Below are 21,549 nucleotides of genomic sequence, written 5' to 3' on the forward strand. Positions count from 1 at the left end.
GTCTCCGGGGTCGCCCGGGTTACGCCGTAGCGACCAGGAAGCAAGAGCGAATTGGGCGGAATTCGATGCTGTGGAGGCGGTCCTGCGGGTGACACCCCTTCCAGGGGAAACGACGTGGTCTTTTCTGCACCGGGTGGCGTCCGCCTACCGGCTGCAGGTAACCGACCTGACGGCGTGGTGGCAGTGGGCAAATCCCGTGCATCAAAGGCATGGTGTGCGTCCCGACGGTGAGATGCTCCTCGACGCAGTGGCGCAGGGGCAGTTGGCCGGGTGGTGCCGTGTGCCGGCAGGCCATCTCGCGCGGGCGTTGCCGTCCTGGACGGCAGGGCCGACACAGCTGGCTGGCCGTGGCGGGGACGGGCAGGGGTGGGCGAGGTGGCGGTCGGGGGCTTCGGAGTGGGGGTCGGTGGTGTTCGGCTGCAGGTTGTGCGCGGCCCGGCGTGGCAGCGGTGGGGCGCCGGTCTGGGCGTACCGGCCGCAGTGGCGGCGGCTGTGTGCGCGGCATGGCCGGTGGCTGCTGGAAGTGGGCGAAGGCCATCCGGTGGAGTTCGTTGATGCCGGGGATCTGGTGATGGAGTTGATCCGGGCGCAGCGTCAGTGGGGCCGGGTGGAGCGGATAGGGCAGGCGGCCGACGCGGCGCCTCGTGAGGTGTTCGGGCTAGCGCGTGCGGTGGTGTGCGGGTGGTGGGGGCGGGAGGATTTCTGGGAGCGGGAGACGGTATGGGGGCCGCGCCTAGAGCAGCTGGTGGCGGCTACGAGCCGGTGGTGTCCGGATCCGGTGGGCTGGGGCGTGCAGCAGTGGCGGCTGCTGGTACGGGACGTGGTGGTGTTCCCGGAGGTCGTCGCGGTCGCGGAAGCTCTGGTGGACCCGCGAATGCAGCAACTGGTCGCTGAGAACCGTTCGGGTGCTCTGGTGCGCGGCCGAGGTAGCGGTGAGCGGTTTGCTGCCGCCTTTGGCAAGCGGCTGGGACGGGAGTGGCTGGTTGAGCTGGAAGCGGACGGCCATGGCGGCCCGTTGGCGTCCTGGGCTCGCGCGGCGGTCCGTGAGCGGCGCCGTCCGGCGGGGTCGCCGCAGCAGCAGGGGCGGTATGGGCTGTGGTGGGTGCACAGCGCGCACCGGCCCGTGGAAGTAGGAACGGGTCTGCGCCGGCTGGCAGACCCTCAGGGCGCAGACCCAGGCTCCCGTGAGGGTTCGGGTGCAGCAGGACGTGGCGTACCGGCGGCTCGAGGGTGGTGGGTGGAGTTGGCGGTGCCGCGGCGGACCGGGCACGGCCGGGGCCTGGAACAGCGGCATGCACAGTTGTTTACCGAAGGACTTGAGCAGGCCCGTCTTCATGTGGAGCGGTTCGGGCATCTGGCCGTCGCGCACACCGACGACGGGGTGCGGGAAGGGTTCGATCTGGGGCGGTGGCTGGCCAACCGGCGTGCCGACGCGGCGTCACTGACCGTGGAACAGACGGAACAGCTTCGACGCCTGGATGCATGGTGGAACCCGCCCTGGCCCGTCGACTGGCAGCGTGCCTGGTACCGCGCCCGCGCCCATGTGCACGAGCAGGGGCCGGTGCACGGCGGCGACAACCTGGCCGGGCTGCCCGACTGGCTTCAGCGGTGGCTGCGCCACCAGATCGCCGGCTACGGGCAGTTGCACGATGACCAGCGGGTGCTGCTGGCTGAGCTCGGGTTGTCCACGGGCGAGGTCGAGGTGTTCCACACGTGGTCAGGGCGGCGGCGTCCGGTCGCCGATGGCCTGGCTGTCGCGCATACCTACACTGCTCGTCACGGCCACCTCGCCGTGTCTCAGCCCACCGTCGTTGACGGTTTCGCGCTGGGGACCTGGCTCAGAAATCAACGCCAGCGGCAGCGCAGCCTCGGCCGGCTCACCCGGCTGGGGCACCGTCTGACGAACCTCGATGCATGGTGGAACCCGCCCTGGCCGGTGGCCTGGCAACGCATGTGGTGGGCCTGCCGCTACCACCTGACCGGGCTCCCGGACGGTGTTGAGTGGTGGCCCGACGCCCCGAACGACGAGCACGCCGCCACCTGGCTGCGTGAGCAGACGGCGCGGAGGCCGCTGCTGCAGCCAGGGCAGCGACGGTTCGTCAATGAGCTGCTGTCACTGGCGGGGGAGGTACCGGAATGGCAGCCACGGATCAGCGACACCGCCTGGCAGGCCCTGTCCGGAGTGCTGCCCGCACCGTCGCACACCGGTGGCCGTCCCCGCAGCGAACGGCAGATTCTTGAGGCCATCGTCCACATCGCCTGCACCGGGCAGGCATGGACGCGTCTTCCACCAGCTCTCGGCCCCTTCCAGGCCTGTCGGCGCCGTTTTCTCCGTTGGCGTGACGACGGCACCCTGAAGCGCATCTGCCGGGCTGCCCTGTCGGAACAAGACACCGGATGGCAGCAGCAGCTGGCCGCCTACGTCGATTTCTCTGCCTGACGTGCCTTGCACCGGGTCAGCGCGCCGTTTTGGGCGGACAACCGGGGGGTATCTCAGCATGTTTCGCCGTGGTGCGGGGCGGCCGGGAACGCGACGCCAGGGCCGCCAAGCCCAGGGAGATGGATCAGTGCCGGTCCACTGGCCGTGCCTGTCATGTCAGTCTGTCTGGGCACCGGGTGGCCTGCAGTCGAGGACTTTGGCGCGGACCGCGACGTCGTGCTGGGCGGCCAGTTGGTCTTGCTCGTACGTGATCTGCTGCCGGGTGTGACGGGGTGAACAGCGCCGCCGTGCCGATGAGCTCCACTGGTCGCAGTCGAAGAAGCCGACCAGGAAGATCCCTGCGGTACGGGGTCGGCGTAGGTAGCGGTCTACCAGCTGATCGGAGAGTGCCGTAGGTAGTTCCTGGTTCCAGCAACCCTTGGATTCGATGATCACGGTGAAGGGCTCGGTGTGGTGGGAGGGGTCTGCTGCCTGGATGTGGATGTCGGTGCGTCCTCCTCCGATGCCGGGGCGGTCGACTTGGACTTCACGGTTGAGGATGACGCGGTGCTGCCCGCCAAGTTGGATCTTCAGCAGGCCCATGACGAGATCGCTGAAGTCCTCCTCCCACATCGGCCATAGCGCGGCATCGCCCGCTGCAGCGCGGTTCCACAACAGGATGGCCATTCCGTTGGGGCCCGACAGCGCCTGCTGGACTCGGTCCAGGGCCTCCATGACGACGTCGAGGAGGTGGGCCTCGTCGGCGACCACGCGCAGGCTGTGGTCGGCTGCGAGTTTCCTCAGTTCGTGCGCGGGCAGCGGGCGGCTGTGACGTTGGGCTGCCTGGCGGGCGGCGCGGCGTGCCAGGCGTCTTAGCCGGGCAGGGTGTCGGGAGGTTGATGCGGAGAGTCGGGTGAGGTGGTCGGCGGCTCGGGTGGTGCCTTTGCCGGCGATCAGCTGGGGCAGGGCGTCGGCGAGTTCGTGGAGGGTGTCTCGTCTGGTGATCTGGTAGGCGACACCTGGCTCGTACTCGGGGCGGGGGTGGCTGAGTTCTTCTCTCGCGCACAGGCGCTCGTACAGGTCGCAGAGGTCTGCTTCGTCGAGTCCTTCCACGCCTGCGGGCCAGTGGCCGGTGCCGAGGGAGGCGATGCTGTCGGTCAAGGCATTGAAGAGCTGGGGATCGTGGAATGCCCGGCGGATGTGGGGCCAGTGCTCGCGCAGGTCCGCCCGGGGCATGAGGGTATAGGCCGCGGTGATCCACCGTTGCGGGTCTGCCGTGGATATCTCGCGGGGCCGCGGGCCGGCCGCCACGGTGTTCTTCAGCAGGCTCTGGGCGACGTCGTCACCGAGGGCGAAGAGCGTGACCACCACAGCGGACCAGGCTGCGTCTGCACGGCCGGGCGCCGTGGCCCAGTCCCGTATGAGGCCGATGGCATCGTGCGCCTGGTGTGCGTGCAGGAACTGGACTAGTTCTGCGACCCGGTGAGTCTCCAAGCGCTCCAGGCACGCCATGAGTGCGGCCTTGAACGTGGCTCCCGCATGGCGGGCGGATTGTTCGAACAGCCTGCTGTGCAGGGCCGAGTCCTGTTCAAGGGGCTGCATGGTAGCCAGGGCCAGTGCCCAGCCTGCCCACCGGCGGGCGTCCGCGCCCGCTGCCGCCTCCCATTCGCCGGCCGGCAGGAACGCGGCCGCGGACAGTTCCGGGACATCGCCCCACGCGGTGCCCCAGGCAGTCACCTGATGCGCTGTGTACACGGGTGCTGTCGCCAGAACGTGCCGGGCGGCCGCGGTCAGCATCTTGTTCAGGGCGCTGTTCCTCAGCGGGCGTGTCGGTGCTGCGGCGACCATGCCCAGCTGTGCAACCTCTTCAGCCGGCTGGCCATCGCTGGTACGGCGGAGATGGTCCAGGAGGACGGCGAGCCAGGCCACGCGCACGGTGTCCAAACCGGCCGCCTGTACCGCATCGAGTGCGGCGATGAACTTGCCCTCGTCGAAGGTGTTGCTACGTCGCCGTTCTTCTTCCTCTTTCTGCCTTCGCAATTGCCACTCAGGAGGTGGAGCGTCCCACCAGGCGGTGGCGTCCCGGAGTTCCTCGTCCGCCTGCCGGGCTGTCTCGACGGCTGTTTTCAGCGGCTCGTCCTCGGGCCGGGGGCGGTGGCTGAAGAGCGGCTGGGCGGTGCGCCGTACCTCTGGCGGGAGATCCGGCCACCGCTCCGCCCAGTACTGCAGATCCTCGGCCGGGAACAGACCCACGTCAGGGGTGGTGAAGAGGAGGTGCAGGACGTGGTCCGGGCTGCTGTGGTGCAGGACGTGCTCGGCAAGTCGGCGGCGCAGAGCCGGGGCACTGTCCAAAGCGTCGTGCAGGTACTCGAAGGCGGTGCGGGCTTCGACAGGGTGGGACAGCTCGGGCTGTTCCGCCACGGCGGCCAGCGCCCGGCCCGCAAGCGCCTCGCGGGAATCCGGGCTCAGGCTTCGTTCCTGCGACTGGCCGAGGATGTGAATGCCCTGGGCCAGCAGGACGAGAGCGATCAGTGCTTTGGGGCGGCGTTCACTGAGGGTCGTGACCGACCAGGTCAGGGCGTCTTTGAGATTGTTGTCGGTGAGTATCTCGATGTGCGTGAACCGCAGCTTGTAGGTCAGCGTCTGCCGGAGGGGCAGCAGGTCGGCGTACTCGGTGATCGTCAGATGCTGCGGCCATAGCTGCTGCAACGCTGCCTCGACGATGTCTGGTTTCGCGTCGGCGGCCAGCAGGCGCAGCCGTGCGACCGTCCCGTCGTCCTTCGGGTACTCCTCGCCCAGCGCGTGCAGGGCAAAGGACCTGAGCCGCACGGGCAATGCGGTGTCCTGCGCCACCGAGAGCAGATCGGTTGCCAAACCCGCCGGGTGGCACTGCGCGGCGATCCACAAAGCCAGGTACATCTGCTCAGGGGGTGTCCCCGGTGCGAGGAAGGGCCTGAGTTGTACGGCGAGAGCGGGATGATCGAGCTTCTGCAGCAGCGCGTAGTCGAGGCGCTCGAAGCCGTCGCGGACGACCTCGTCGAGAAGGGTCTGGGTGACCCGCTGACGCTGTGCATCCGGCAGGACAGGAATATCGGCGAGCAGCAGCACCACAGGCTCATGGGCAAGCAGGTCTTCGAAGAGATCCGCGTCGATGACCGCGAGACGGGCGGCGATCTCCTGGTGCTCCGGCCGTACATGGCGTGCAGGGCCGCTGCCCGTCCACAGCAACTGGGCCCGTACGGCGGGGGCGATCCGATCATGGAGGTACTCCGCCGCCAAGTGTTCCTGGTAGCTGCGGTGAGCGAAGACCCAGCGGCGTCGGCCCACGGGCGTGAGCAAAGCGGACTCGGTCAAGTGCAGCAGTTCGTGGCGCTGGCACGCCGGTTCGGGGACAAGGCCGGGAACGCCTGGGCCGGACAGGCTGTCGAGATGCAGTTCCTCCCCCGCCGCCGGCTCACCGTCCGTCAGGGCCGGGCTACGGCTGAACTGGAGGGCTGCGGCGGCCCAGCGAGCCACCTCCAGCAGGTGATCCACCGCCGGCCGTGTCTGACGCCGGGCAAAGTCCTGGAACCAGGTCTCGGTGCACAACGTGCGGCACGCCTGGTCGTAGGCCTCGACCACTGTCTCGGGGAGCTTTTCCCCTCGTGCCTGGGCCTCCAGCAACGGATGGAGGGTGACCGGCTGCTGGGCCAGGGCCTGCAGGCCGCGGCCGGTGATCTGCTCGACGAAGGCGGACGCGTCCAAGCCCCGTTGCTCGGCCGCACGGTGCATGTCGTTCCGACTGAGCGGAGCGAGCGTCATCAACACCACCTGGCCCGGCTGCGGCCACAGCTCCCGCAGTCCGACCTCCAGTATCTCGGACCAGCGGCTGGTACGGCAGGCGATCCGAAGCCGCAACCCCTCACGCTGCGACGGCTCCATGTCCCGCAGCCGGTGCAGGAGGACTTTGTCGAGACCGGGGATGTCGCTCATGCCCTCGTCCAGCCCGTCCAGCAGCACATGCCGCATCTGCCCGTGCCACTGACGCAGACGCTCGTCGACGGCGGTGCTCACGGACGGCAAGTCGAAGGCCTCCCGGCCCAAGTGCAGAAAGGGTGCAGCCTGTATGCCCTCCTCGCCCAGCAAGACGTGCTCCTGTTCCAGGGCCACGGACTTGCCTGCGCCGCGCTCCCCCAGCATCACGACGACCGGCACGCCCCGAAGTTCATCCAAACCCACCGCACCGTCGGCTTCGAGACGGTCCTCAAGCGGATCAGGCTCACTGTCCATGTGGACGGCGAGCGGGCGCAGGGACCGTCGCCACGCATATCGCATTGGTCTATTCTCCCCGTTCCGATTCCAGCCCGGCACCCTGCGCTGGCCCCCAGCCACCTGGGCACGCCCGTGGCCGGGGCGGACTTCGAACTCATGACGGAGTGAGACCGCTGTGTCGCTCCCAGCGGCCCCCGACGCGTCCGGGGGCTCTGGCCGCCGGCCCGGTGTCCCGGATACTCAAGCCTGATGGGCCGTCTGTCCGCCGGTCACCGGCATAATCGACGCGGCCGCAACAGCAGGACAGGAGCTCGGTTTGGTCAGCACGCCCGACGTCCCCGACGCCTCGATAAACGCTGTCCCGACCCGCTACGGTGACACCACGTTCCGCTCCCGGCTCGAAGCCGACTGGGCCGCCACCCTCGACGGCAACGGCATCCGGTGGGAGTACGAACCCGAGACGATCACACTGGACTCCGGCACCCTCTACCTCCCCGACTTCTGGCTGCCCGAACTCGGCACCTGGATCGAGGTCAAAGGCCCCGGCATACCGCGTACCGAGAAGACGCTGGAACTGGCCCGCACCCGCGCCTGCCGGTGCGAAACCTCCTGCACCTGCCGGTGGCCCGGTGGCGAGTTCGTCCTTTTCGGCAAGCCGTCCCTGGCCTCCGACTGGAACGAGCCCGGCCACCGTCCCCGCAGCGGCTACGCGAATTGGGCCACTGCCGTCGGGCCGGCAGCGTACTTCGTGACCTGCCCCGCGTGCACACGGGCCCAGTGGATCACCCTCCGGCGGCCGTGGCGCTGCCGCGCCTGCCACGCACTGCTAGAGCGAGAACAAGTCCACCGGTCCGTCGACCGGTTCGTCCGCTTCGTCGAGACCAGCACCCGGACAGGTCTCTTCGCGATGCCCGACCTGGGCGAGCCTTTCACCGACGCGGAACTCGGCCTGCCCGACAGCTCCGAGGACGACGCTCTGTGATTAGTACGCTCTCGAGTTGGATCAGCTCGCGGCCAGCCGCTTGCCGTACGCCGGCAGCGAGAGGGCCGGCACCGGCCGTGGTCGGTCTCGCGCGGCAACGCGAGGACTGAAACGTCCCTGTTCGGCCTGTGGTTGGAGTCAGTAACGCTCTGGGCGGGCCCGCCGACGCCCGGACGATCCGGGCCGTCCGGGCCACCGGCCCTGCGCAACCTTCGGCTGGCTGAGCGCTTTTGTGTGAAGGGGTTGTCAGTCCCTGCCGGTACGTTCGAGCCGTGCGGTCGGCGACGGTGCACCGCGCGGCGTGACCGTGAGGAACAACTCGGCGGCTTCTGCGGCATTTGCAGTGGCCGACAGCATGGGCTGGCGGCGAACGAGGAGTGGGGTGCGGTGAACGAACACCGGTGGGAGCAGCTTCTGGAGATGGGGCATCGCAACCGCGAGATCATCGAGTTGGCCCATCACCACTGCACTCGGATGCAGTTCCGGCTTTCCGGCGGGCACGGCATGGCAGAGGCGGGCAGCGGGCTGCCCATCGACATGCGTGAGATCTACTGCGAAGTCGGCGGTCATGGTTCCATGGCCAGCAATCTGCGGTTCATCGCCGCGGACTATGTCCGTGAGCGCTGCCTTGAGTGCCCCTCCCGCGCGGCAACGGGCCGGATGCCTAATCTGCTCACCGTCGTGGCTGCCGAGGATGCCGCGGCTCAGCGCCTGCAGCGGGAACGTGAAGCTGCCGAAGAGGAGGCGGCGCGACGAGCACGGTGGCGGCGCGATACGCGGACGGCGCTGTTGGCGGCGAGCGGTGCCAACACGCTCCAACTGCAGGAAGACCTCAACATCATTGACGCTCCGCGTCTCGCCGACCGGGTCGGCGCGCTCACGGCGGCACATCGACGGCTGACCGCTGTGTCCCGCCACGCGCCGGAGCTGTTCTCCGGCGAGTTGGTCGGACAGTTCTTCGCCCTGGTGCGTGAGCAGGGTGAGGACAGGCTGCTGACCTCGCTGCGGTTTCTGGCACGTTCGGGAGCCACGCCGGCGGACCAGGTGGCGGCGCTGGCCTGCGAGGTCCTCGCCCTACGGGCGTCGTCCGAGGCCGCCGCGTGCCTGATTGACTTTCCTCGCTCCTACCGGCCGCAGGACATCACGCGTGGGGTGGTCATGTCCTGTGTGCGGCTGGTGGCCGGGCCGGTGTTCACCCGGACGGGGCGCCGGGAGAGCCCCGAATCCGCGGATCCGGCCGGGTTGATCGCAGCGGCCGACGCCAACCTTCCTGCGGTGCTGGCCCTGGTCGCCGAACTGCTGACTCTGCCCGCGACCGACCGGCCTGCGTTGGTGCTTCCGCCCGGAAGTGCCCAGCGCACCACCGGAGAGGCTGCCCGGCCGGTGCGGGATGCCGAGGCCCGGCGGCATCAGGGGGGAGTGGCGGCCCGGCTGTTGCTGGCTGGCGGCCGATGCGCGTGGAAGCACCTGTCCGGGCCGCTGCTTGATGCACTGGCCCAGCCGGACGCCGACCATTTCGATCTGCTGCCCTCCTATGAAGTGGCCGCGGCGGTGGCGGAGGCCATGCTGGGTGAGTTCGATGTGGTCTTCGCCGCCCTGGCCCGTGTCGCTCCCCGTTCCGCCGATCATGCGGAGCAGTTGGTGAAGTGCCTCGACCACTGCCGGCGGCTGCTGAGTCGGGACGACCCGTTCTTGCGCCGGGAAGTCCCCCCGTCGGTGCGGGAGAGCGTGGCACCTCGGCTGTGCCAGGCAGCCGTTGCTCTCCTGGACGACCGATGGGGATTCGAGGCCAGATTCAGTGTGGCCACTTTGGTGGACGACCTGGCGGAGCAGTTCCCGGCAGTAATGGCTGTCCACGCGGACGCTCTGCTGGGCCACATGCTGCTGTCGCGAGCCCCGTCGGCGCCGCTGAGCGTCCTCGTGCACCCCTCTCCCTTGAAGGTGCCCCCCGCGTTGGAGCGCCTGAGCCAGGAGCAGACGGTGCAGGCGAGCTCGCGGGAAGTGCGCAGTGCCCTGACCCGTTGCGCGTCGCAGAATCCGCTGCAGGTGCTGGAAGCGGTACTGGAGGCGGACGCCGCCGCAGACCAGCCTGCTCACACCAGCAAACAGGAGGCACAGCACGCCCGCCGGATCCACCAGGACTGCCTGGAACTGGCGAGCCGGATCGCCAGCCAGTACGGGCAGCAGCCCGGTGTCGTGGCCCGAGTGCTGCCGCTGCTGTACCGGCGCCTGCTCGGCGAAGACATTCTGCTGCGGGCGGCGGCAGTGAGGGCCTGGGCGTCCCTCGCCGCACGACACCCGCTGCCGGGCAGCCTGGCCGACTGCGGCCCCGTACTGCTGCAGGACCCCTACCTGGCCGTCATCCGGGCCACGCTGACCCATGGACGGTCGCTGCTGCATGACAAGCACATGTGGCTGCTGATCACCCTGGCCGCACAGATCGCCACCGCCTACCGCGACGACAAGGACCAGCACGGTCTCGTGCTGGCGGCTCTCGGCGTCCTCTACAGCGAACGCATGCGCTGGGATGCCGATCAGGTCCCCCAGGTCGAGCTGTGGATTCTCGACCGTGCCGCAGCGCTGCCCGCGCGTGAGGCCGAGCGGCTGGCGGGCTGGGGCGGATGGAGCAGCAGCACCGCGCACAGCCAGCAGATGGCCGTCGTGCGGATGGCCGCGCTGCACGATCCCTCTCTCAACAGTCAGTTCAGCAATGGCGACGACCTGCGGTACGTGCGCCTGATGGAGACGGCCGACGGGGGTGTGCACCTGCCCTATGAACGATTCGAGGAGCTGGTGCGGCCGGACTGGATGGGCAGCACGGTACTGCTGGTGGAGTGCCTCCAGCGGTTCGGGCGCTGGAGGGAGGCAGGCGTACTGGCCCGCCACCTGCACGAGCAGCTGCCGCCGGTGCCCGCCTACGACGGCCATCGGGATCTGCTCGAGCCCGTACTCGAGCACACCGCCCTGCAGGCCGATCCTTCACTCCCCTCCGGACGCACACTCGCGTGGCCGGTCCCGGCGCCCGAGCCCGGAGAGCGATTCGGCTTCGCTGCCCAGCGTGACCTGGTGGTCCACGCTCGTCTGGCCTTGCGCGGCGAACTGCCTTATGAGACCGCTGCGTCGGGGGGAACGGATTCCTCCGCCCGGCGTCTCCTGCTGGCGTCGCAGCGGCTGGACGAGATCGCCGCCCTTGTGGAGCAGCTGCATCAGCCAGCCACCCCCACGGCCGGATTCTTGCGCGCCTGGGCCGCGTCCCTGCGGGTGGCCGCGCACCTGATGCGGGCCCATGAGGCGCTACGGCAGGCGGACGCGGACCGGGAACGAGCACATCGTCAGGCGGCCCTCCTTCGCGCGGAGGATCTACAGGAAAACCTGGACGCCTGTGATCCGCTGCACAGGCCGCTGCTGGAATGGCTAGAGCAGGTTCACGTGGCGGCCGTGCGAGGCGACCGTCTCGCGGCCGCGCTGGCCGATGTGCCGGTTCCGCTGCAGGCGGCACGCGGCCGTTCCAAGATCAGTGGTTACGGTCCGGCCGAACCAGTGGCGGCCGGTGAAGAAAATCCTGTGGTGGTGTGTCTGCTGTGGCTCGACAACCGCCGCGTCACCCACGGGCAGGTCGTCCACCCCTCGCGGGCCTACACCCTGCGCGTCGAGTTCCGCATGGACGTCTGGCCGTCCTGGGCCGACCGTCTGGACGTCGAGCTGCTGTCGGTACTGGGCCCTGACGAACTCGTCGTTCCCTCCTTCAGTCTGCCCAGCCCCACGGTCACCGGCCAGATAGGCCAAGAGGATGGGGGAGGCATATCGGTGTGTGGTGAGGGCACGCTGGTGGTGCGCTTCACTCTCGGCGCTGGCCAGCCTGCCCAGGCCGTCCGGGTGATGGCGCGCTTCCGGTCGGCGGACGGCAGCAGAGTCTGCACTGCGGACCTGGCCGGCTACCCCGAGCTGCGGCTGCGCCCCTTCGACTCCACCCGCGACGCACTCACCGCACTCCCCCAGGTGGACACTCGTCTGCTGGCCCTGCACGAAAGGGTCCTGGGGTTCACCGACGACGAGGAGACCCTGCAGGCATTCGGCCGGCTCCTGGCCGCCGTCACTGCCGTGGCCGCCGAACTCACCTACGACCAGTTGTTCCGGCGCGGCCGGAACGTGTCCGAGGCCCGCTTCCACGACGAGGTCGACCGGCGCCTGAAACAGGACCCGCTCCTGGGCGGCCGGGTCTCCCGCGCCACCCGGCAGGGTCTGGGCATCACCGACGTCGTCCACGACAACGTGACCTGCGAGCTGAAGGTCGAACGCCACAAGCCCTTCGACGTCGACCGCTCCCGGCGGTATCTGGGCCAGCCCACCCAGTACGCGGCGGCCGTCCAGCGGCAATTGTCCATCCTGCTTGTCCTCGACCTCACCAAGAAGCAGCAGCCGGTCGGCGTGCAGGAGAACTACCTGTGGCTGATGCGGCCCGAACTGCACGCGGCCGAAGACGCCCCCGCGCCCGCTCTGGTCGCGGTGGTCGTGGTCAATGCCGGGCTCATCGTGCCCAGCAGCTGGTCCCGCCGCACTATCACCGCCGAGGAGGTCGATCTGCACACACCTCAGATCCCTCCTGCCGTGTCGCCTCAGCCGGGGGCACAGCCATGACCGCTTCCGCGTGAAGCGGGGCCCGCCGTTCGCTTGGCGGTGGTGTGTGGACGAGCCCCCGTGGACGGGACACCGGCGCGCAGTGCTCCGCCATCCCTTCTGCCGCCCGCGCGGTGGTCGAGCCCAGGTTGAGTCAATGGCGGTGCTGGCGCGTCAGCGGCGTTTTGCCCGGCTGGTGTCGGCTCTCGCGAAATCCTCGGGTGCTTCGTCCATAAGGATGCCGCCCGGATCCACCAGTGGTGCGACGACCGGGTGGAGGTCCTGTCCGGCAGGATCGTCCTGGCCGTCGTGCCACCGTGCCACCGCCCGGCCCGCGCCCGCCACCAGGTCGGCGAGCTGGAGGGAGGGGTGGTCCACCGAACGGCCACGGACCAGGTCCTGGAGGTGGTTGTCCCGGATAAGGCCGTGGACCACTCCCACGGCTGTGGCCCCGCGTTCCAGGACGTCGAGTTTGTCGTCGGTCAGCAGCCGTTGGTCGTCCGCGAGGACCTCGAGCTTGCCGCCGTAGCGTGTCGATGCGTGGAGAATAACCATCGGCACGGCGGTGATGAGGGGGTCCATGGAGTCGTCGAGCAATCCGTGCTCTCCGGTCGGAGTGGCCTCGGCCGGACGCTCACGGGCGAAGGCTTCGGCCTCCGGCCGGGTCTTGCGCAGCATTTCAAGGACCTGTGCCGCCTTCTTCGCCTGAGGGGCCTTACGGCGTCTGGCGTAGGCGTGGGACTCCTGGATGACGGTGAAGAGGTCGTCGACGGTGACGTGTTCGCTCGTGCGGTTCCTCTTAGAGAAGAAGCCCACGGCGGTGGCGATGAGCCGGTCGAAACCCGCGCGGCCCAACGCCCGGGGCCCCTCAGTGGCCAGATCCACGGCGAGCTGCCGGGCCACACCGTTGCTGACGATGTCGTAACCCATGGCGTTGAACCGCTCCTCCAGCAGGAGGTCGACGAGCTTGGCCACAACGAAGTAGTGCTTGTCGATCACATACACCGAGGCACGCTCGTGCAAGGGTCCGCCGGGTTCCAGCAACTCCCCCAGGAGTACGCGGCGCCGTCCAGCGGTTGCGCCGGCGAACATCTTCTGGAACTTCACCTCTGGCGCGGACTTCTGGATCCCCGTCTCGCGCCGCAGGGTGTCCAGGATCGCGGCGGCATCGATGTCGTCGATGGCCACCGACCCGAGGATCATGTAGCGGTCGCCGTTGTGGAGTTGATCACCGTCGTAGCTGGACTCGTCGATGGCGATCCACCGGCCGATCCCGGCACGGTCGTCGGTGGCCTCCTGACGGTTGCGGCGGCTGAAGTTCGCTCCGAGCAGTCCGGTCCCGAGGTTCGGCGCATGGTCACGTTCGATCATTCCGCCATACTCGGTGCCCGGACCTGAGCAAACAAGCTGCCGAACGCACTGTCTCCTCCGCCCAAGCCGCCCGAGGATGCGTCGCTGAAGCGCCTGCCGTGGCTTGGGTAGCGTGCCCGACTCGCCGGCGCTTCAGGCCACTGCTGAACGGATGGCTCCTGCCCCTCTATCGCCACGCGTCGGGATCTTCCTTCATCGCCAACCGGGCCGCCTGCAGGAACGCTTGAGTCTGCCGCTCTACGGGCGCGGGTCCCAACGCCCTCAACGTCTCTGCGTCCCCGTCTGCCGCCATGCGTTGGTGCATCTCAGCGCCTGCGGAGAGGAGGTCTTTCTCTAGCGCGTCCGCGAACGCGGCGGGCGCCTCGCGGACGTCCTGAACAAGCACCACGACCAAGCGCTCCCGGGCGTAGGCCAGGGTCCGTACCCGCCATCCCAGTTGCCGTGCCGCACGGCGCAGCGCGGCCCGAGCGGTGCCGGCACCGCGACGGCCCCCACACGTCAATCACCCCGCACACCCGGCACCTGTGTGCCAGACGCTCGTACGTGCTGTTCGCCCCGGCCACCGGCACAAAGGCCAGCAGGAAGACATTCGAGGTGAGCGCCGGACCGGCCGATCACAAGTGCCGAAAGGCGGCACGGTAGCCCCCCCTGCGAAACAGGACCGGGCGTCATGTTCGCTGAACACCGGTAAGCAATAACTCTTCGTCCGCGGCCGGGCATACCTCGTATTCTGAGCGGTATATGACGGAACAGCCCTTCTGGCCTGCTGCCAGGACCGCACGAGAGGCAGGCCCAAGGTGATGACCGACTACAACGTCAGCGACCACTGGTCCGCTGACGATCCCGACTGGCTGAAGTCCCTCGTCTCGTCACTCGACCGCCGCCACGGCGTCAGCACCGTTCTGCCGCTCACCGTGATTGCAGCGGAGTTCTTGGCGTGGATCGAGCTTGCCAGCGGCGAGGCATGGAACAAGGCAACCCGAAGGTCGCTCGGGCTCGATCTCGACGAGTCCGTCGGCGCTCTCGGCGCATCGCTTAGAGCACACATCGCTGCATCACTCGCCCGGTTCCGCACCGCCTTCACGCAACTTGACCGCAGCCCAAGGACGGTCTGGAAACAACCACCAGGCACCCGCACGGACACCGTCTGGTCCGACGTCACCACGGCCGCAAAGGATCTGCTCGAAGCGCTAGGCTCGGACGCAGCCGTCCGCGCCAGCTGGGATGACCTCGTAGCAGCGGCCCGGGACCAGAAACTGGAAAACCGTGAGTACCGCCCCATCGCTGAACTGCTCTTCGAGCAGCTGTGCAGGCGCGGCCTCGATGCGGAGCGGATCTTCCGTGATCTCGTCTCGATGATGGCCTTCGGCCGCGATCCTCACGACATCCCCCTCGGCCAGAAAAGCCTTCTGCTGACGGAGCGGATCGCTAAAGCCCGCACGCATGTCAGCACGCCGGCCAAAGTGGAACCGATCGTGGTGTGGCTCGGCTACCTGGGCGGCCAGGCTTTCCCGCACCTCTCCGCTGGGCCGGTGTCCTTCATGAATGCCCACTGGGCGGTGCCCAACGCCGAGCCCGAGGGTCAGAACTTCGAGCACAAGGCAGAGCTTTGGGAACTGGTGAAGCACGGCGGCCTGTTCCGGGTCGCCGAGCTGGTCGACGAGCAGTCGGATGTGGACGTCCTGGTCCGCGTCGACCTCGGCAGAACCACAGCAGCTGGTGCCTTGAAGCGTGCGCTTCACATCATGAATACGATTCTTAACGTCTCGATCCACAACTCCGGAGGGATCCGCCTGCACCTTGCCCAGTCTGGAGTCCTGTGCTCCGGTCAGCTCGGCTCCGCCAATCTCATGGCCTCCGGGCGCGAGACGGGCTTCCCCGACGACCGCTATGGCGCGGAGATCACCGCGAGAGCGGTCGAGGAACACGGGCCGCGCATCGCCTTGGCACTGGCCAACGGAGAGCTTCCCCGTTTCCTTACGGCCGCACTCGAAGTGCAGACCACCGCCGATCATCCTTTCAGCCGCGACATGGCACTGCGTAGGCCTTCCGAAGCGGACATCAGCAGCGTGATCCCCCTCGCGGACCGCGTGGTGCAACACATCGCGGCGCACGCAGCGCTCGGTCCCGACGATTTGTTTGCTCTTCTGGGCAAGCGCTGGCCGCATGCTCGGTGGCGTGTCGATGTGCGGCAAGCCGTTCACATGTGCCTGCTCGGCGCCGGATCCCGGAACCCATTGCGCGACGAACTTCTCCACGAGTGGCTCGCGAGCAAGCCGTCGCGCCCTTGGCTTCTGTTCGTCGCTGACCGTTCAGACGATCTGCTCTCGCTCTGCCGCATCGAGTCCGAACGCGCGTGGATCAAGCGAATGCTCGCCAGCGTGAGCAACTACACCGAGTACAACTCCCTGATTGAGTACTACACCGCCGAAGGTGCCGTGCTGGAGGACAGACGTCGCCGTGTCCGCAACGCCTTGGTACACGGCAACCCCGCCAGCTTCGCGATAGTTGACTCGGTGCGCGAATACGCCCGGTTCCTCAGCCGCCACGCACTCAACCTCGGTCTCGAGTCCTATGTCGAGGGCACGGCACCCGCCGCCGCACTCGCGAAGCGCACTGATGAGTTCACCGCAATGCAGACAGGTCAGGACGCCGCCAGCTACTGGCAGCAGCAACTCGCCGCCAGAGTCACCACCAGTGCGGCCCCGTCGTAGGCAGGGACTTCGCCTCACCCAATGTTTCCTGCTGACTGGCTCTCCTCAGCATTTGATACGCCCGCGAACGGCCAGCGCGGCTTTCTTATACGCCGGGGGTGATGTCCGGGTCTCTCAGCCCCTTCATCAGCTCGGTGATGACCTCGCGGTCCCGCTCCTCGTCGCTGTACGGGCCTGGTGCGGCGGTCTCCTGACGGGGCGTGAAGCGTGGCACCTTGCGAAGCTTGGCGAACCGGTCGACCCACTTCTGGACGGTGGCGAAGTCCTCAGCGGACTCGTCGTCCGCGTCACCTTCATAGCCTTGTTCGAACAGAAACTGCAGCAGCGTCTCCAGCGGATGAGCGTCGAACAAGGATGCATCCTCACCGGCGACCAGGTGAAGCGCCTCAAGCGCGCACTCGACGAGAGCCTCCAGCAGGGGGCCGCTCAGCGAGCCGCCGGGAACCTCCTTCAGGTATTCATAAAGGCCGATGGCCCCGTACCAGTCGCCGTCCTCCACCTGCTCCGCCAGCTCCAGCCGGATTGCGTCCGCCACCTCACCGGCGAAGCGCGCCACGTCCTCCTGGGCGATGAGGCGGCTGCCTGCCATGGCATGCACCAGATTGACGAGGTGTTCGACGTGCTCGCCGTGCCAGTGGTCCGGGCCTCTCTCCTTGACGACATGCGCCGCCAGCGGGGCGGAGTCCAGCAGCTCGGCAGCCTCCAGGATCCACTGGAGGTTGGACGTCTCGCTCTCGTCTGCGACTTCAGGGGACCACTCGACGAATTCCGCCGTCTCCAGCACCGCCGACTCGGTCCGTGTGGCTTCCGCCTTGAGTTGCGCGAGAATGCCGGCCCCGTCCGCTATTCCGGCCGCGTCGATCAGGCTGTGAATCTGCACTGGGTCGAGCAGCGCGTCCAGGAGCGCGGCCATCGGGGCCCGTCCGGCGTCGAGATGGAAGCGGAGGTAGTCCGCGATCGACGGATTATGGAAGGACACAGCCTGCTGCTCAACGACGACCATCGTGCCGTCCAGCACCTGCAGCGCCCGGCGGAAGGTCCGGGCGTCTGCTTCCAGCCCACGCTCCTTGCGGTACCAGGACCAGGATTCGCTAAGCGTGTCCAGTGTGGCCGTGCGCAGGGTGAATAGGACTTCGAGCAGATGCACCGCTTCGTCGGTCAAATCGTTCTCCACGATCCGTTCCCAGATGCGGCGGGGATCGTCAAGGTTCTTTCGTACGGCGGCGGCGACGTCCTGCTCCTGCCGGGCGGCGAGCCGGAGCGTTTCCTCGATCAGCCGGGGGCTGAAGTTGGGGTGCTCGACGATGGGCTGCCACACCGCCCGGTCGGCGAACAACCTCTTCTGCTCGGCAGGCAGCTGCGCATGGTGGACGTGGTTGTAGAGGATCTGGCCCCTGACACCGAGGCTCAGGTCGGTGAGGTGGACGACGCTGGTCGCCTGTGAGACGTCCGAGACGCCGAGCCTGTCGTGCTTCAGCAGGGCGTGCTCCAGGATGTAGTCGCGGGTCGTCATCACCAGTGTCTTGTCCGGAGCCTCCTGGATTTCCCGGATGATGTCGATGAGGCGGGCGTCCTCGTTCTTGTTGAGCTGGGACTCCAGCGTCGTCTGGCCCAGGAAGTCGTCATAGAGGAACAGTTGGGGCGTGTCCTGGCGCCACAGCGCCGTGATCTCCTCGGCGTCCTGCGAGATCTCATGCACCTCGTAACCGTTACCCATGAGCCACGCAGCGAGCATCAGGGCTACCGTCGTCTTGCCCACCCCCGGGATCCCGGCGATGACGCAGACGTGCTGCTCGTCCAGAATGGCCTTCGCCCGGTCAAAGCCCTCGTGCGGGACGAAGGTGTCCGCTGCGCGCGGGATCCGCTTGCGCAGCCAGGACGAGCGCACGTACTTCTCCTGGTTCAGCACCGTCTGCAGTACGGCGGTGCCGCTCAGCCAGAGACGGAAGTGGCGCCGGACTAGCTCGGGTCTGCTCTGCAGTTCGGCGACGATCTCGTCCACTCCGTAGAGGTCGCCGGTGGTGTGCACGTAAGGAGCGAACGCATCGCGGATCGTGTCCTTACCGTCGACGGTCAGACCTACGCTCGTGGCGATGAGGTACCGGGCCGGCTTCAGCGCGACGACCTTGGGCAGCTCCTCCTTGACCAGGCGCTTCGTCAGCGTCGCCTGCGCAGCCTTGGGCCAGTGCTTGCACTGAACGACCGTCATCGTTCCGTCCGCCGCCGTGTGACGCAGATCGATCCCCCGGTCCCGGCCGCGTGGGAAGAGCTCCAGCGGCATGCCGAGAATCTCACCGAAAAGATCCCGGCAGACGACCTCGAAGTCATGGTCCGTCAGGCGTCCCAAGTCGAAAGAATCCATGCCGCCTTCGCACAATCGCAGTGGTGCCGTCGGGCCCCATTCTTCACCGGCCGACCACCACCACACCTCTGACCATCTCAGACGGACTCCACCCGCTCCGATTCCATGATCGTCAGGCGGTTCCTGGTAGCAAATCCGGGACGGCCGGGGCTGTTTCGTGGCTGCCTCGCCTGGAGGCTCGCCGCCGAGGCCACCGTGTGCACGGTGGCCGACCGCGTGTGGCGTCCATCAGATGAGGTTGTCGTCACCGGTGGAGACCCGGAACGCTTGACCCAGGCGGTGGGTGGCTTGCTGCCGCCTTGGGCAAGCGTCTGAGGCGGGAATGGCTAGTTGAGCTGGAAGCGGACAGCCTTGGAGCGCCGTTGGCGTCCTGAGCTGGCGCGGTGCGGGTCGGGAGTCATAGCAGGCCGACCATGGCCAGAGCGGATGCTGTATCTGCGGGCTGGGGATGGACGTGTCCGTGTTCGAGGCTCTTGAGGAGCACCCTGTCTTTGGGGACGAGATCGGCGTGGAAGGTCGACCATGTGCGGCACACGCGGCAGACCAGGCCGGTCAAAAACGGGCGTAGTAGGTGCAGATCATGCATGGAGTCCCAGAGATACAGGCTGCCGATTTCTAGGTCGTTCCTGGGCAGGGTGGCTGTTTTGGTCGGCACGACGGGATGATCTCCCATCAGTTCGCGATAGTGCACCTGGGCTGTTTGGGCAAGGCTGTCCCACTGGATCGCGGTGACATGCACAAGGGGCAAGTCGGCAAGGAATCGGGAGCGTTCGATGAGCAAGGTCAGATCGGCGAAGGCTTCCGTCACCGCGGGCGGGAGGTCGATGGGGTCAAGACGACGAAGATGGGCGTCGTCGTTGCGGCGTACACTTAGCCGTTGGCGTGCATCAGCGGCTTCCTCGCCTGCAAGCAGGGAACGGATGCCATGGATGGGGTGCTGAGGCGGCAGCGCGCGCAGTTTGCGGCTGCCAGCTGCTTCCTCTAGGACAGCAACCCAGTCGCCGAAGCCGGGGCCGCTGCGCCCGCTGAGGAGCTTTTCCTTGATCGCCGTGGTCGAGCCCAGAGGGATACCAGCTTCCCAAGCGAGTGCCAGCGCGAGCAACGCGCTGTAGCAGAGCAGGATTTCTGCCGCCTCCAGGACTGCGCTGTAGGCCGCCTGTTGATCGCCGGCGCTGATCCGAGCTTCGCTCTCACGCCACCGGTAGGCAACGGGATAGGGGAAGCGTGTGCGCACGGTGTGCCCGAGGTCGTCGAGGAGCGTCGCGGCTTCCACGCGCAGGCGCAGTCCACGGCCCTGGGCGACGATTCTGTCCCGGGCCTGCATCGCTGTCTTGCTGGTGAATGCGGACTCGAGAAGTGTCTCCGCGTCATTGCGCCAGGTCTCCAGTCGGTGGCGGGCCGCGTCAAGATCGTCAAGTGCCGCGGTCAGGACGTCGTCCGGCTGAGGCACGGGAAGCCCAAGCATTCGCTTCATCGTGATGTGCACGGAGGACCTGCCGACCAGTCTGTCCGCCAGCGGCGTGCGCAGAAACTGGGCTACCAGGCGGATCTGCTGTGGCGTGGTGGTGGCGCGAGGTCTGAGAGCAATCGTCGTGTGAGCGGGCGCGGCGGGGAGATCCTGCTCGGTAACCTCGGCGACGATCAGACCGGGCGGGTCGTTCCATCCGTGTATCTCGCGGACGATGAGATCGCCTGATTGCAAGAGGCACCCGGGCGGGGCTTTCACCCAGTAGCTTTCGTCCGCGGGTAGGGCGATGGAACCGCCACGCAAGACGTCCCGGCCTCCCAGGAGCCGGACAGCACCGGGTTGTTCCTCCGTGCTGATCCATTGTGAGTCTGCCGCCATGTTGATGCGCGGGACGGCCTCGTAAAGCTCGCCCAGCGTGGTGAGACTGCCGAAGCCAGCCAGGTCGGCTCGCTGCGACACGACGTCCGGATGGTGACGGTCAAAGTCGAGGCTCTCCTCGGTGGGCGGCAGTTGACGGGCTACGTATCCCCACCGGGTGCTTCCACCTCCGCGCTGCAACAGGACCTCGAAGTCCTTCTCAACAGAGGCGCCCTCGTCCGTGTGCGGCACCCGGAAGATCTTCATCGGCGGCCGGGATGTTTGCCTAGCCTTCAAAAAGGCGGCTGCCACGATGACAGACTGATGGATCTGCGGGATCACGCCCGTGCCGTAGAGGACGGCCAGCGTGTCCCAGTGGTCAGCCAGCGTCGCGCGCAGTTGCGCTGCGCGCGGCGATTCTGAGGTCCAAAGCTCGGCAGGAGTCAGAACCACCAAGACACTGTCAGCGTTGGCGGGACGGCATGCGTCAAGGACCTCGTCGTAGGCGAAGTGGGACGCATTTCGCTTCGCCCTCCCCCCGGTGCCGGTGTGACGCTGCCACGGTGGCACGAGGAGAAGCGGACCCTGCGCCAGAAGGCGCGTTGCGCTGACGCTGAGTTCCTGCCGGGACGCCCCCTGAGCGGCACGCCATGACGAGGGCAACTCGAAACGAGGCTGGTCCTCCTCTGAAGTGGTGGTCAGCACCGCCACCGGGCGACCCGGCGCCATATGCGCGAAGCCCATCGTGAGCAGTCGCTCAAACAACGGGCTGATCGGTCCCTTCCCCTCGGGCATCTTGACCCCTCCCCCCTCGGCGCCCTACCCGGAGGCCGACAAGCGACCCTGTCGCTTCCCACCCCTGGATACACAAGCGTGATCTTACTCAGGGTCGAAAGACGCCGAGGGGTGGACGCAGCAGTGGCGGATGAGGGCATGCGAATGAGGGTCGATGGCCTTCGGCCGCTCGCTGTGCGCGGCTCGGCGCGGGGCTGTTGAGGAAGGGTGGGC

The 21,549-nt window shown here is 67.7% G+C and carries 8 protein-coding genes; 4 read left to right on the top strand and 4 right to left on the bottom strand.

What is annotated here, in order from left to right; genetic code table 11:
- Positions 1 to 523: 523 nt before the first annotated feature.
- Positions 524 to 2,440 (top strand): transposase, encoded by a 1,917-nt coding sequence (locus ACZ7M3_RS49660; RefSeq protein WP_472073001.1) that lies wholly within the window; start codon positions 524 to 526, stop codon positions 2,438 to 2,440.
- Positions 2,441 to 2,596: 156 nt separating this feature from the next.
- Here the strand turns inward: ACZ7M3_RS49660 and ACZ7M3_RS49665 are convergent, their stop codons facing one another.
- Positions 2,597 to 6,613 carry a hypothetical protein gene (locus tag ACZ7M3_RS49665; RefSeq protein WP_472073003.1) on the bottom strand — a complete coding sequence of 1,339 codons (4,017 nt, stop codon included), beginning with the start codon at positions 6,611 to 6,613 and terminating at the stop codon, positions 2,597 to 2,599.
- A 373-nt stretch (positions 6,614 to 6,986) separates the two neighbouring features.
- On the opposite strand from ACZ7M3_RS49665, the gene ACZ7M3_RS49670 reads away from it, so the two are divergent.
- Both ACZ7M3_RS49670 and ACZ7M3_RS49675 read left to right on the top strand, forming a co-directional pair.
- Positions 6,987 to 7,652 (top strand): PDDEXK family nuclease, encoded by a 666-nt coding sequence (locus ACZ7M3_RS49670; RefSeq protein WP_472073005.1) that lies wholly within the window; start codon positions 6,987 to 6,989, stop codon positions 7,650 to 7,652.
- Positions 7,653 to 8,039: 387 nt separating this feature from the next.
- Positions 8,040 to 12,290: a hypothetical protein gene (locus tag ACZ7M3_RS49675; protein WP_472073007.1), complete on the top strand. Its 4,251-nt coding sequence runs from the start codon at positions 8,040 to 8,042 to the stop codon at positions 12,288 to 12,290.
- Positions 12,291 to 12,443: 153 nt separating this feature from the next.
- Here the strand turns inward: ACZ7M3_RS49675 and ACZ7M3_RS49680 are convergent, their stop codons facing one another.
- Positions 12,444 to 13,640, bottom strand: a complete 1,197-nt coding sequence (locus ACZ7M3_RS49680; RefSeq protein WP_472073009.1) for a hypothetical protein — start codon at positions 13,638 to 13,640, stop codon at positions 12,444 to 12,446.
- A gap of 800 nt (positions 13,641 to 14,440) precedes the next feature.
- Between ACZ7M3_RS49680 and ACZ7M3_RS49685 the strand changes: the two genes are divergently transcribed.
- Complete coding sequence (locus ACZ7M3_RS49685) at positions 14,441 to 16,354, top strand: hypothetical protein (RefSeq protein WP_472073011.1); 1,914 nt, start codon at positions 14,441 to 14,443, stop codon at positions 16,352 to 16,354.
- A gap of 85 nt (positions 16,355 to 16,439) precedes the next feature.
- On the opposite strand, the gene ACZ7M3_RS49690 is transcribed toward ACZ7M3_RS49685, so the two are convergent.
- Both ACZ7M3_RS49690 and ACZ7M3_RS49695 read right to left on the bottom strand, forming a co-directional pair.
- Positions 16,440 to 18,701, bottom strand: a complete 2,262-nt coding sequence (locus ACZ7M3_RS49690; RefSeq protein ID WP_472073013.1) for an nSTAND3 domain-containing NTPase — start codon at positions 18,699 to 18,701, stop codon at positions 16,440 to 16,442.
- Between the two features lie 412 nt (positions 18,702 to 19,113).
- The gene (locus ACZ7M3_RS49695) at positions 19,114 to 21,336 is read right to left on the bottom strand and encodes a hypothetical protein (protein WP_472073015.1); all 2,223 of its coding nucleotides are present in this window, start codon (positions 21,334 to 21,336) and stop codon (positions 19,114 to 19,116) included.
- Between the last annotated feature and the right edge of the window lie 213 nt (positions 21,337 to 21,549).

It is taken from the genome of Streptomyces sp. NPDC111656 (assembly GCF_055656965.1).

Bases quoted from the DNA above. Each gene is read 5' to 3' on its own strand.
- ACZ7M3_RS49695 (WP_472073015.1), bottom strand. From the start codon at position 21,336: ATGCCCGAGGGGAAGGGACCGATCAGCCCGTTGTTTGAGCGACTGCTC.
- ACZ7M3_RS49685 (WP_472073011.1), top strand. From the start codon at position 14,441: ATGACCGACTACAACGTCAGCGACCACTGGTCCGCTGACGATCCCGAC.
- ACZ7M3_RS49680 (WP_472073009.1), bottom strand. From the start codon at position 13,640: ATGATCGAACGTGACCATGCGCCGAACCTCGGGACCGGACTGCTCGGA.